Genomic DNA, 14,498 nt, shown 5'->3' on the forward strand with positions numbered 1-14,498 from the left:
CCACTTCCATTGTCATCCGCCGTCGCAGCGAAAAGACGCACGCGCAGGATGACTAACAAATGAGACCAGGCCGACCGAGTTAAATCAGTTAGCACATATTTATGTCAAATCCAATCAGCATGTTTGCAATGACACATGTCGACATAAAAATATTTTTTCTTGAAATTCAAATACATGAAGCCATCAGTCGGCCTCCTTGGTGACATGAGCGCCGGATGAACGTTGCATGAGGAAAGATTGATCGTTACGGTTTCATTCATCCTGAACAATTCGTTCAGGTCCTTTGAGCCCAACCGATTTCCCTCTGCAACCGCAAAGGAACACGATGAATCTGAACTTCAATGGACGCAGTCTGAAGCGCACCGCTCTGGCCATGGTCCTGGGAGCCATCGCCGGCACCAGCTATGCGCAGAGCACTTCCGGCGACATCGTCGGTACCGCTACGTCGGCTGACAAAGTGCAGGTCAAGAGCCTGTCTTCCGGCGCCACCCGCGAGGCGAACGTCAGCGCGGATGGCCGTTTCCGCATCTCCCAATTGCCGACCGGCACTTATGAGGTCACCACGGTCAGTGGTGGAAATCCGGTTGCGACCACCCGCGTCACCGTGGTCGCCGGACAACAGTCGTTCGCGACATTCGCCTCGGCGAACAGCAGCGGTGCAACATCGCTGGATACCGTCAACGTGCGCGCCCTGGGCGCGGCCAACACGATCGACCTGGGCAGCGTTGAATCGCGTACCACCTTCACTGCCGACAAGCTCAATTCATTGCCGGTCGCCCGCGATATCACCAGCGTCTCGCTGCTGACCCCGGGCACCGTCGCATCGAGCGGCTATTTCGGCCCAGCCTCGTTCGGTGGCGCGTCGGCTGCGGAAAACAGCTACTACGTCAACGGATTCAACGTCACCAATCTGTATGACAGCCTGTCCTTCTCGGAGATCCCGTACCAGGCCATCGATCAGCTGGACGTGCAGACCGGCGGCTATGGTGCTCAGTACGGTTTCTCCACCGGTGGCGTGACCAGCGTCAACGTCAAGCGCGGCACCAACGAATGGAAGGGTGGTTTCAGCTGGACCGGCACCCCGGACTCGCTGCGTGAAAAAGCTCCGGACACCTACTACAGCGATGGCTCGCTGTTCCGTTCGTACGACAAGAACAGCAGCAGCTCCAACGTGTACAGCGTCTGGGCTGGCGGTCCGTTGATCGAGGACAAGCTGTTCGTGTTCGCGATGGGCCAGTTCAGCAACTCCAAGACCGGCAACTTCGGCAACCGCGGCTCCCAGTACACCACCAATGGCCGTCCGCCGTCGGCTGCGGCATTGTCGACCAGCGCCTATGACTATGAGTCGAAGACGCCCTACTGGCTGTTGAAGGTCGACTGGTACCTCAACGAGAACAACCACCTGGAGTACACCGGCTTCGACAACAGCCGTCGTTACTCGTATGACTACTACACTGCGGCCTATGACAGCCCCAACGCTGGCGGCGAACCGGCCAAGACCGGCGACCTGGGCCAGTTGATCGGCAAGAGCGGCGGCCAGACCGACGTCTTCAAGTGGACCAGCTATCTCACCGAGAACCTGACCGCATCCCTGCAGTACGGGCAGATGCGCAATCGTTCATCGGAACACACCATCAGCGCCGATGGCGTCTTTGATGCCTACAACGGTGACATCAACAGCCCGCAGGGTGCGTGCCCCTATGTGCTGGACTACCGCTCGGCCACCGGCGGCACCGGCCGCCAGATCGGCTGTGCGGTTGCCAGCACCGTCGGTATCTTCGGCGGCCGCAACGAACGCAAGGGCACTCGCCTCGACTTCGACTGGCAGCTGGGCGACCACAAGGTCGGCTTTGGTTACAGCGATGAAAAATGGACGTCCGTGCAGGGCACCTCGTACTCGGGCGGAGCACTTTGGTACCTGTTCGACGACTACGCCAATCTCGTGAACTTCCGCAACGGTGGTTCGATCGAGATCAAGCAGAAGTCGTGGTATCTGCAGGACAACTGGCAGATCACCGACAACTTCATGCTGTACGGCGGCATTCGTAACGATTCGTTCAACAACAAGAACTCCGACGGTGCAACGTTCGTCAAGCAGGACGACATCTGGCAGCCGCGTTTTGGCTTCTCGTGGGACCTGTTGGGTGATGGTCGCAGCAAGCTGTTCGCTTCGGTGGGCCGGTACTCGCTGCCGATCGCGGCAAACGTGGCACTGCGCGCAGCCAGCGCCTCCTACTACCTGGACCAGTACTACACCTACGACGGCATCGGCGCCAATGGCGCTCCGAACGTCACCGGCAGTTTCGAGGATGGTGCGAACGACTCCGTGGTCAATGGCGAAAGCGGCGTCACTCCGGATCCGCGCGCAGTCGCGTCCAAGGGCCTGAAGCCTTACACCCAGGACGAACTGATCATCGGTTATCAGCAGCAGGTCAGCTCGTCGATCGATTTCTTCAACGACTGGACCGTTGGCATCAAGGCGACCTATCGCCGCGCCAACAAGGTGATCGACGACACCTGCGACTCGCGCTCGCTGTACAACGCCGCAGCTGCCGCAGGTTATGACCTGTCCAACTGGTCCGACCCGTGGACAGTGCCGGAAGGCCTGCCCGGCTGCTGGATCTACAACCCGGGTAGCGACCTGAAGGTCACCCTTGATGTGGATGGCAACGGCACGGCGGAAGAGATCACTGTTCCGGGCGCCAGCCTCGGCCCGAAGGCCAAGCGTACGTACAAGGCCGTCACCCTCAGCGCCGACAAGCAGACCGAACGTTGGTATGCCAGCTTCTCTTACACCTGGTCCAAGCTGGAAGGCAACTATGAAGGCCTGGTCAAGAGCACCAACGGCCAGGATGACACCGGCACCACGTCGGACTTCGACTTCGCCGAGATCATGTATGGCTCGGACGGCTACCTGTTCAACGACCATCGCCACAGCATCAAGCTGTTTGGTGGTTACAAGTTCACCGACGAGTGGTCGGTCGGCGTGAACATCCTGGCGCAGTCCGGCGCACCGAAGAGCTGCCTCGGCGGCGGCTATGGCAGCTTCGACACCGAGTACGGCTACTCTGGCGTATTCCACAGCTGCGAGCTCAATGGCCGGGTTCCGGCAGACGACATCGCCAAGGTCGGCAGCGCCGGCCGCACGCCATGGCAGTTCACCGTCAGCCCGAACATCACCTATACGCCGAACTGGTTGGAAGGCCTGAGCCTGCAGGTGTCCGTGCTCAACGCCTTCAACAACATCAAGCCGGTGCAGGTGTACGAAACCAAGTACGGTCGCCCCAGCTCCGCTCCGACCATTCGCAACTACTACAACTACAACACGCCGAAGTACTTCAACGATCCGCGTGCCGTCCGCTTCCAGGTCCAGTACGACTGGTAAGCAGCTTCCTCTCCAGGAACGCTCCAACTTGCCGCCGGCCTTGCGCCGGCGGCTTTTTCTTTGCAGCTGTGATCAGAGCAGCGACGACAGGATCGGAATCGAAGCGCGCGGGCGCTTGCCCACTTCTTCGATCAGGCGCTGCGCGGCATGGCGGTAGGCCTGGGCCGGGACCGAATCGGGCTGCGCCACGGTGATCGGCGTACCAGCGTCGCCCTGCTCGCGGATGCCGATCTGCAGCGGCAGCGAACCCAGCAGCGGCACACCGTACTGCGCGGCCATGCGCTCGCCGCCGCCCTCGCCGAACAGGTGCTCGACGTGACCACAGTTGCTGCAGGTGTGCACCGCCATGTTCTCGACGATGCCCAGCACCGGCACCTCGACCTTCTCGAACATCTTCAGCGCCTTCTTCGCATCCAGCGTGGCGATGTCCTGCGGCGTGGTGACGATCACCGCACCGGCCAGCGGGATCTTCTGGGTCAGGGTCAGCTGGATGTCACCGGTACCCGGCGGCAGGTCGATCAGCAGGAAGTCCAGGTCGTCCCACAGGGTGTCGTTGAACAGCTGGGTCATCGCCGACGTGGCCATCGGCCCACGCCAGATCATCGGCGTGTCTTCCTCGATCAGGTAGCCGATCGACATCGTATCCACACCGAACGCACGCAGCGGCTCAATGCTCTTGTTGTCGGGGCTTTCCGGGCGGCCTGACAGGCCAAGCATGGCCGGCACGCTTGGGCCGTAGATGTCCGCATCAAGGACGCCCACGCGTGCACCGAGCTGCTGCAGCGCCACTGCCAGGTTCACCGACGTGGTGGATTTGCCGACACCGCCCTTGCCCGAGCCGACCGCAATGACATTGCGGATGCGGGCATGTGGCGTCAGTCCCTTCTGGACCTGGCTGGCATGGGGGCGACGGGGAGAACTGTTCACAACGGGCACCAGCGGTATCGGGGGGAATAACCCAACATCATACAAGCTGGACGTAGCCTGACTGAAATTCAGGATTGCTACAGATTCGTGCACAGGTTGTTAAGTTCATGTTACGTTCGCTAAGCACTGGTTTTGGGCTGCGTCGCTGTTTCACGGCACCCACGATGGCGCATGCGCAGTGCCGTATTCGTATTTGCTCTTTGAACGGAACTACATGAAAGACCTTCGCAATTCCGCACGTCGCAACACCCTCGCTGTCGCCTTGATCTCCGCCCTGGTCGCCGCCTCGCCGGCAATGGCCCAGGACAAGGCCACCAACCTGGACAAGATCACCGTCACCGGCTCGCTGATCCCGCAGACCCAGGTTGAGACCCAGACCCCGGTCATGACCATCAGCGCTGAAGCCATCCAGTCGCGCGGCTTCAACAGCGTCGCCGAAGTGCTGCAGCAGTCCTCGCTGACCACCGGCGGCATCCAGGGCGGCCAGACCTCCGCCTCGTTCACCCAGGGCGCTGAAGCCGCTGGCATGTTCGGCCTGAACCCGGGGTACACCAAGTACCTGATCAACGGCCGCCCGATGATGTCCTACCCGGCGCTGTACAACGGCGGCGACGCGTTCAACAACATCAGCGGCATTCCGATCGACATCGTCGAGCGCATCGAAGTCCTGCCGGGTGGCCAGTCCTCCCTGTACGGTTCGGACGCGATCGCCGGCGTGGTCAACATCATCCTGAAGGACCACATGGAAGGCGGCAGCCTGTCCGTGCGTGGCGGCACCACCACTGAAGGCGGCGGCAGCAGCTTCCGCATCAGCGGCGCCCACGGCTTCTCGGCACTGGACAACCGCTTCAATGCACTGGTCAACGTGCAGATCGAAAGCAGCAACCCGATCTGGGGCTACCAGCGCGACCTGACCAAGCAGAACAACACCCACGGCTACACCGCACAGCTGCCGTCGAACGACTTCGCCGTCATCGACGCCAAGACCAATGCGCTGTACATGATGGACCCGAGCAACTGCGCCAACGTCGCCGGCCAGTTCGATGGCACCACCGTGCTGGCCAACCGCCCGACCGGCCAGTCCTGCGGTTCGGTCTTCGGCGCCGGCTACAAGACCCTGAAGAACGGCAAGGACAGCGGCCAGTTCTACTCGTCGATGACCTTCGACGTGAACGACAACTTCCAGCTGTTCGCCGACGTGCTGTACAGCAAGGAAAAGACCGAATACACCTCGGGCTCGAACTACCTGTGGTGGGGCACGAAGAGCGGCATGGGCGGCTTCTACGACCAGGCGTCGGGCAAGCTGGTCAACCTGCAGCGCGCGTTCGCTCCGGAAGACATCGGCGGCGAAGGCTACAAGGGCATCCTGAACAACGACAAGAGCCGTGCTTACCAGGTCACCCTGGGCGGCAAGGGCGCGGTCGGCAACTGGGACTACAGCCTGAGCTTCACCCGCGGCGAATACCGCCTGGATGAAAGCAAGTTCCAGCGCTTCGGCAATGCCATCAACAGCTACTTCACCGACAAGGTGCTGGGCCCGCAGCTGGGCACCAAGGATGGCTTCGGCATCTACAACACCAACTGGGGCGCGTTCTACTCGCCGATCTCGCCGGAAGATTTCGCTGGCTTCACCGGCTACACCACCAACCATGCCCGCACCTGGCAGAACCTGGCACGTGCGCAGGTCACCAATGGCTCGCTGTTCTCGCTTCCGGGCGGTGATGCCGGCCTGGCCGTGGTCGTCGAAGGCGGCAGCGAAGGCTGGGACTACAGCCCGGACCAGCGCCTGCTGGACGGCGATGTGTGGGGCTCGTCGGCTGTTGCCGGCAACGGCCATCGCAGCAACTACGCGGTGACCAGCGAGCTGCGCATGCCGCTGCTGGAGTCGCTGACGGTGACCGCTTCCGGTCGCTATGACGCCTTCAAGATCGCCGACAACACCGTCGACAAGGCCACCTACAGCGTGGGCGTTGAGTTCCGTCCGATCGAAAGCCTGCTGTTCCGCGGCAAGTACGGCACCGCCTTCCGCGCGCCGACCCTGCCCGACGCCTTCCAGGGCCGCAGCGGCTACTACGCTGCCAACTCGACCGACTACTACCGTTGCGGCGAGCTGGGCTACACCCCGGGTAACACCGACGCCTGCCGCTACGCCGACAGCGTCTCGGTCTACTCCGAGCGTGCCGGCAACCCGGACCTGGAGCCGATCACCGCCGACGTCTGGAACGCGGGCATCGTCTGGGCGCCGATGGCGAACCTGTCGATCTCGGCCGACTACTACAACTGGAAGATCGAGAACGAAGTCGATACGGCCAGCACCGACCAGCTGCTGCTGGCTGAGTACTACTGCCGCAACGGCCTTCCGAACGGCTCCTCGGCCACCTGCCAGAACGTGACTGACTGGGTCACCCGTGACTCGGCCGGCAACCTGAGCTCGCTGTACACCCCGAAGATGAACGTGGCCCGCCAGAACCTGCAGGCCGTGACCGTCGGCTTCAAGTACCTGCAGGACATCGGCCGCTTCGGTTCGCTGCAGTTCTCGGGCAACTACACCAACATGCTGAAGCGTGAAGTGCAGGCGCAGCCGGGTGAGGACTTCCAGGACCTGCTGGGCAACCCGAAGTCGATGTGGAACTACGACAGCTACGCCAAGGTCCGTTCCGACGCGTCGGTGGCCTGGTCGCTGGACAAGTGGACCACCACGCTGTACGCGAACTACATCGGCCACACCCCGAACTACCTGGCAGGCCTGAACGGCTACGAGTACACCCACGCCGCGTCGGGCTACAAGGCAGGCAAGTGGGCTTCGTACACCACGTACAACCTGAGCGTGAACTACCGCGCGCAGGATGACCTGACCCTGTCGCTGATGGTCAACAACGTGTTCAACAAGATGCCCGAGCAGCAGGCCCACAGCTACCAGGGCACCTCCGGCACGCCGTTCAACAACTACCTGTACAACGTCTACGGCCGCACCGTGTACGTGCAGGCCAAGTACGACTTCGGCAAGTAATCCCGTCGTTTTCCGGACTTAGTGTCTGGACCAGGCCCCGCTTCGGCGGGGCCTTTTTTTTTGGGCAATGAACAACCCGGAAAATAATCTAATAAATGTCTCGATTATTAATACGGTCATTTGATCGACATTCATTCCGCCACACTCGGCAAAACCAGACAGTATCTGCAAGTTGTTGTTTGAAAAGAGAAGAGGACGGAATTGTGACGAAGCTCGTCAAGCTTGGTTACAAATCGGTGCATTTCAAATTAAGCGCATGTTAGGTTTCAGCGACCGCGCGCGGCATGACCTGTTGACGCGGCCGAACAGAAACCGAGCCCCTGGAAGGGAAAACGCGTTCTTACGATCACACGGAGTAATCGCATGTCTCGCAGTCGCTTCTTGTTCTCACGCCACCCGCTCACCAGTGCCGTGCTCAGCGGCTTGTTCCTTGCCAGCGCCAGCACTGTCGCGCTCGCTCAGGAAAGCAAGAGCGCGGCCACCAACCTTGACCGCGTCACGGTCACCGGGTCGCTGATTCCGCAGACGCAGATCGAAAACCAGACGCCGGTGCTGACCATCAGTGCTGAGGCGATCCAGGCGCGCGGCTTCTCCAGCGTTGCCGAAGTGCTGCAGCAGTCCTCGCTGACCACCGGCGGCCTGCAGGGCGGCCAGACCTCCGCGTCGTTCACCCAGGGCGCCGAAGCGGCCGGCATGTTCGGCCTGAATCCGGGCTACACCAAGTACCTGATCAACGGCCGCCCGATGCTGTCCTACCCGGCGCTGTACAACGGCAGCGACGCGTTCAACAACATCAGTGGCATTCCGATCGACATCGTCGACCGCATCGAAGTCCTGCCTGGCGGTCAGTCGTCGCTCTACGGTTCGGACGCGATCGCCGGCGTGGTCAACATCATCCTCAAGGAACGCATGGACGGCGGCACCCTGAACGTGCGTGGCGGCGCGTACTCGGATGGCGGCGGCGCCAGCTTCCGCGTGAGCGCGGCCAACGGCTTCAACAGCCGCGACGACCGCTTCCGCGCACTGGTCAACGTGCAGTACGAAAAAACCAACCCGATCTGGGGCTACCAGCGCGACATCACCACGCAGAACAATCCCCGGGGCTACACCCGCCAGCTCCCCTCGAACGACTTCCTGGTCTTCGATGCGGAAACCGACGACTTCCTGATGATGGACCCGAACAACTGCGCCGGCGTTGCCGGCCAGTTCGACGGCACCACCATCCTCGGTACACGCCGCGCTGGACAATCTTGCGGCTCCGCGTTCGGCGCGGGTTACAAGACGATCAAGAACAGCAAGGAAAGCAGCCAGTTCTATTCGTCGCTGACCTACGATGTGAATGACAACCTGCAGCTGTTCGGCGATGTCCTCTACAGCTACGAAACCGTCAAGTACAACACCGGTGCCGGCTACAACTACTGGGGCACGGATATCAGCATGGGTCCGTTCTTCGATCAGTCCAGCGGTCGCTATCTGGGCCTGCAGCGCGTGTTCGCCCCCGAAGACATCGGCGGCGGTGGCTACCGCGACATCATGAATACCGACCGCAGCAAGTCCTATCAGGTCACGTTCGGCGCACGCGGTTCGATCGGCAGCAACTGGGATTACGAGGCCAGCATCACCCGCGGCGAGTACAAGCTCAATGAGCGCGGTTATGCGCGCTGGAACGATCCGATCAACAACTGGTTCGCCGACAACGTGCTGGGTCCGGTGCTGGGCGAGACCGATGATGGCTACAACATCTACAACCCGAACTGGGGCGCCTTCTATTCCAGACTGCCAGACGGGGCGTTCCAGAGCTTCACCGGTTTCACCACCAGCCGCAGCCGCACCTGGCAGACCCAGACCCGGGCCCAGCTCACCAACAGTTCGCTGTTCAAGCTGCCCGGTGGTGATGCCGGCTTTGCGGCAGTCGTCGAGGGCGGCAGTGAAGGCTGGGACTACACCCCGGATGTACGCCTGACCGACGGCACCGTGTTCGGAACCACCTCCGTGGCCGGCAATGGCCACCGCAGCAACTATGCGGTGACCGGCGAACTGCGCCTGCCACTGCACGACATGCTGACGGTGACGGCCTCGGGTCGGTACGACAACTTCAAGATCGCCGGCAATACCGTTGACAAGCCCACTTACAGTATCGGCGTCGAGTTCCGGCCCTTCGAAAGCCTGCTGGTCCGCGGCAAGTACGGCACCGCGTTCCGAGCACCGTCCCTGCCCGATGCCTTCCAGGGCAAGAGCGGCTATTACGCCAATGGCTCCAAGGACTACTACCGCTGCGGCCAGCTCGGTTTCGATCCGTCCAACACGGTGGACTGCCGCTATGGCAGCGTGTCGGTGTTCGGCACGCAGTCGGGCAATCCGTCACTGAAGCCGATCACTGCCGATGTGTGGAACGCCGGCCTGGTGTGGGCGCCGATCAACAATCTGTCGGTATCGCTGGACTACTACAACTGGAAGATCAAGAACGAGGTCAACACCCTCAGTTCCGACCAGTTGCTGCTGGCGGAGTATTACTGCCGCAACGGTCTGACCAACACCGCAGGCGCCACCTGTGACGAGGTGGCCAACTGGGTCACCCGTGACGCCACCGGCGCCCTGGAGGAGATCTACACGCCGAAGCTGAACGTGGCGCGCCAGAACCTCGAGGCGCTCACCGCGAGCTTCAAGTACGTGCAGGACATCGGCCGCTTCGGCTCCCTGCAGTTCGCCAGCAACTACACCAACATGCTCAAGCGCGAACTGCAGCCGCAGCTCAATGATCCGTTCCTGGACCTGCTGGGCAACCCGTACGCGATGTGGGTGTATGACTCCTACGCCAAGGTCCGCGCCGATGGCTCGATCGGCTGGGCGTTGGACAAGTTCACCACCACCCTGTACTTCAACTACATCGGCCGCACGCCGAACTACATGTCCTACCTGGGTCGCGGCTACGACTTTGTCGACCCGACGTCCGGCTACAAGGCCGGCAAGTGGGGCTCGTACACCACCTACAACCTGAGCGTGAGCTATCGCGCGATGGACAACCTGACGTTCTCGCTGATGGTCAACAACCTGTTCAACAAGGTGCCGGACAACCAGCAGCACTCCTATGCCGGCAACATCGACGTGCCGTACAACAACTCCCTGTACAACGCCTACGGACGGGCGATCTATGTGCAGGCGCAGTACGACTTCGGCAGGAAGTAAGCCCCTCCCTGCTGGACGCCCCGCCCAGGCGGGGGCGTTCCTGCAGAACACCAGGACCCCGCTTCGGCGGGGTCTTTTTTGCCCGATTCCGGCCAAAACGCTGAAATGGATTTTCAATCTTTACTTTCTTGCAACAACCCCCTGAAAAGTCGCGGAATGAAACCTTGCCGACCTGGCTCGACACCCAAGGCCGTTGGATCTGAAAGGAATCGGCAATCACGTTGATCCGCAGTCAGGCGGCACTGCCGGCAACATGAGGCACGCTCTGAGCCCAGCGGAAGTTGGCGACATTGGTGCGCAGCACAACTACGTTCAAAAGCCGTTCGAACGGCCTACCGATCTCCCGTCCGAGCATTGATCGCCTGATGAATCCAATGCCCCGCGGACGGGTTGCTTCGCCGCCTCGTGCAATCTTGAGGTGATGCTGCAAGGCGACCTGGCCGGGCCAGCTGCAGGCGGGTGGGATGTCCCGCCTTGCAGGACGGTCGTCACCCCCTGACCCGCCGGCCTGCTGCAGCTGAACGCACCGTACAGGCATGTCGGGCACAGAGACCCTCGGGTCCCCCGCGCATGTCTCCCCGCGCAAAGCCAACCGCCACTTTGCGCAAAGTTGACCTTAACAGCCCATTCAGCATCCACTGGAAGATCTCGATGCCACGATTACAACTGATACCAAGTCGCTGTATTTGTTGCACTTTTATGTAGCCAACTGATGCGGAATGTGTCAGCTCTCCCAGCAAATGGCCAATTTGCGTTAAGACCATGTTAGGTTCGCGTCAAGTCAGGACGACATCTGAACATCAACATAACAACTGCACGGAAGCGAAAGAATTCTGTCCACTAGGGGGATCCACTCGATGACGTACAACCGCACTCCCGGCCGCCACCCGCTGACCAACGCCCTGCTGGTCGGTCTGATGATGGCCGCTGCCGGCCCGGCCCTGGCCCAGGAAGCCAGCTCAGGTTCCAACCCGATCGACCTCGATCGCGTCAGCGTGACCGGCTCGCGCATTGCGCGTACCGGCTTCGTGACCCCCTCCCCGGTTACGGCCATCACCGCCGAGGAAATCCGTGCCACCGGTGCGAACAACATCGGCGACCTGATGACCCGCCTGCCGGCGCTGACCCCGACCTATACCCTGGGCAACTCGACCCGCTTCATCGGCACCGCCGGTGTGGGTCTGATGGACCTGCGTGGCATGGGCACCTCCCGCACCCTGGTACTGGTCAATGGCCGCCGTCACGTCGGCGCAACCTCCGGCTCCTCCGCCGTGGACGTCAACACCATTCCGGTGGAATGGATCGAGCGCGTGGAAGTGATCACCGGTGGTGCATCGGCGGTGTATGGCGCCGACGCTGTGGCTGGTGTGGTCAACTTCATCATGAAGAAGTCCTTCGACGGGGCTGAAGTACGCGGTCAGACCGGCATGGCCAGCGAAGGCGGCTTCAACCGTTCCTTCATCAGTGCCTCGGCCGGCACCGACTTCGCCGGTGGCCGCGGCAACGCCGCTGTCGCCCTTGAATACAGCAAGCAGGACCGCTTCGTCCGCACCGACCGCGCCATCGGCAACGAGTTCCTGGTGTCGGTGCGCAACCCGAACTACGACAGCAGCAAGCCGTCCAGCGAAAGCAACCCGGAAACCGTGCTGGCAGGCCCGGGCGGCAACCACTCGATCTCCTTCGGCGGTACCTTCAACATTGGTACCTTCAACCCGAACAATCCGGCTACCTGGGGCAACCGCTACCAGTTCAACCCGGATGGCACCTTCCGCAAGCAGCGCTACGACGGCACCGTGGTCAGCGCAACCAGTTGCGTGAACTGTGATTTCGCCGACCTTAACTCGGTTGCCGACCTGCAGCCGAAGTTCGACCGCAAGAGCATCAACACGGTCGTCAACTTCGACCTGACCGACAACCACCGCCTGTACTTCGAGGGCAAGTACACCGAAACGGTGTCCGACTTCCTGGCACAGCCGTCGTTCGACCAGACCCTGCGCATCCAGCGCGATAACGCCTACGTGTCGCCGGAACTGCGCGCACTGATGACCAGCGCCGGCCTGAGCCAGCTGACCCTGAGCCGCTTCAACGTCGACGCCGGCCAGCGTGGTGAGCACGTGGAGCGCAACACCCAGCGCTTCGTGCTGGGCATTGAAGGCAACCTGACCGAGAACTGGACCTACGACGTTTACGGCAATTGGGGCCAGAGCGAAGTCAAGCGCTGGAACCTCAACAACCGCATCAACGAGCGTTGGCAGGCCGGCTTGGATACCGTGGTCAACCCGGCCAATGGCGAGATCGTCTGCCGCACCACGCTGAACCCGAACGCGACCAATCCCAACAACGGCAACCGCGTGTACTCGCAGTTCGCCCGCGAAGGCTGCGTGCCGTTCTCGGTGTTCGGCAACGGAGCTGTGACCCAGGCCGCGCGTGACTGGATGAACGTCAATTCGTTCAACTACTCGCGCCTGCAGCAGTCGGTGTTCAGCGCGTCGCTGGCCAACGGCTCGCTCTTCAGCCTGCCGGCCGGTGACGTCGGCGTGGCCGGTGGTGTGGAATACCGCCGCGAAAAGAGCCGCGAAATCACCGATCCGCTGGCCGCGCAGGGCCTGACCTTCCTCAACGCCATTCCCAACCGCATGGGCAAGTACGACGTGCGCGAGGCCTTCGTTGAAACCACCGTGCCGCTGCTGGCCGACATCCCGGGCATCTACAACCTGACCCTGGACGCCGCAGGCCGCTGGTCGGACTACAGCAGCATCGGCAAGACCACCACCTGGAAGGTGGGCCTGGACTGGACCATCATCCCGTCGCTGCGTGCCCGCGGCACCCTGTCGCAGGCGGTGCGCGCACCGAGCATCGGTGAGCTGTACAACCCGCAGAGCGAAAACTTCGCCACGGTCAACGACCCCTGCAACTACCTGGCCACCAACCCGAACCGCCCGAACACCGCGGCGGACCCGGCACTGCGCCAGGCCAACTGCTCGGCGCTGGGCGTGCCGGTCGGCTGGGTCGACACCTACACTGCCACCCGCCCGGGCGTCAGCGGCGGCAATCCGGACCTGAAGCCGGAACGCGCACGCAGCTTCACCTATGGCCTGGTCTGGCAGCCTGATTTCCTGCAGGGCTTCGGCATGTCCGTCGACTACTGGTGGATCAGTCTGAAGGACGCCATTGGTGCGGTGACCGCGCAGACCAATGCAACCCGTTGCGTGGATTCGCCGGGGGGGATCAACAACAGCTTCTGCGGCTTCATCGAACGCGCACCGGTGGGCGGCAAGACCGATGCTGGCGGCCGCACCTTCCCGGAATACTCGATCAGCCGCTGGGTTGCGCTGAACGAAAACCTGGCCCGCTCGCGTCGCGTCGGCGTCGATCTGGAAATGGACTACCGCTTCAAGCTGGCCGAGGGTGACACCGTCATCCGCCTGGTGGGCACCCGTCTGCTGCAGTCGCGCGAGTGGGCCTTCCAGGCCTTCCCGAACGAGTACGACGAGAACGTCACCTGGGTGACCGATCCGCGCTGGCGTGGCCAGTTGCAGACCAAGTACTCGCTGGGCCAGTGGCGCGCGTCGTGGGACATGACCTACGTTGGCCCGAACCTGCGTGTGCAGCCGAAGAGCTACCAGGCCAACCCGGGACAGACCAGTCCGATCCGCAACGGCTCGTACACGTACCACAACTTCCAGTTCGGCTACCGCTTCCCGGGTGACAAGATCGACGTCTACCTGGGCATCGACAACGCCTTCGACAAGGACCCGCCGGTGAACTACTTCGGCTCCGATGTCGGTTCAGCGATGTACGACAACATCGGCCGTTACATGTATATGGGCGCCACCTACAAGTTCTGATCCATCCAGAACCGCAGCACCCCGACAGGCCCGGCTTTTGCCGGGTCTGTCTTTTTCCGGCCGCGGCCCTGCCCCCTTGCGCCCGGCCATGACCTTCGACACCCTTGCAGGTCAGGCTGGCGGCGTATCGTTCGGCCCACGG

5 protein-coding genes are annotated in these 14,498 nt (G+C 62.0%); 4 read left to right on the forward strand and 1 reads right to left on the reverse strand.

The genetic code is table 11. The annotated features are described in order from the left end of the window. Nucleotides 1-325 precede the first annotated feature (325 nt). Entirely contained in the window at nucleotides 326-3,385 is a 3,060-nt protein-coding gene (locus FQS62_RS16005; protein ID WP_049447713.1) for a TonB-dependent receptor, read from the forward strand. A gap of 72 nt (nucleotides 3,386-3,457) precedes the next feature. Here FQS62_RS16005 and apbC read toward each other — a convergent pair whose 3' ends face one another. Continuing rightward, the gene (gene apbC, locus FQS62_RS16010; protein ID WP_049447715.1) at nucleotides 3,458-4,312 is read right to left on the reverse strand and encodes an iron-sulfur cluster carrier protein ApbC; all 855 of its coding nucleotides are present in this window, start codon (nucleotides 4,310-4,312) and stop codon (nucleotides 3,458-3,460) included. Between the two features lie 214 nt (nucleotides 4,313-4,526). On the opposite strand from apbC, the gene FQS62_RS16015 reads away from it, so the two are divergent. The 3 genes from FQS62_RS16015 to FQS62_RS16025 all read left to right on the forward strand — a co-directional run bounded on the left by FQS62_RS16015 (nucleotide 4,527) and on the right by FQS62_RS16025 (nucleotide 14,356). Further along, nucleotides 4,527-7,322: a TonB-dependent receptor domain-containing protein gene (locus FQS62_RS16015; protein WP_208042997.1), complete on the forward strand. Its 2,796-nt coding sequence runs from the start codon at nucleotides 4,527-4,529 to the stop codon at nucleotides 7,320-7,322. 363 nt (nucleotides 7,323-7,685) lie between these two features. Next, entirely contained in the window at nucleotides 7,686-10,508 is a 2,823-nt protein-coding gene (locus tag FQS62_RS16020; protein WP_057501225.1) for a TonB-dependent receptor domain-containing protein, read from the forward strand. 833 nt (nucleotides 10,509-11,341) lie between these two features. Continuing rightward, nucleotides 11,342-14,356: a TonB-dependent receptor domain-containing protein gene (locus FQS62_RS16025; RefSeq protein WP_049447720.1), complete on the forward strand. Its 3,015-nt coding sequence runs from the start codon at nucleotides 11,342-11,344 to the stop codon at nucleotides 14,354-14,356. The last annotated feature ends 142 nt before the right edge of the window (nucleotides 14,357-14,498 follow it).

Origin of the sequence: Stenotrophomonas sp. SBJS02 (genome assembly GCF_020428325.2) — a bacterium.
Lineage (GTDB): Bacteria > Pseudomonadota > Gammaproteobacteria > Xanthomonadales > Xanthomonadaceae > Stenotrophomonas > Stenotrophomonas africana.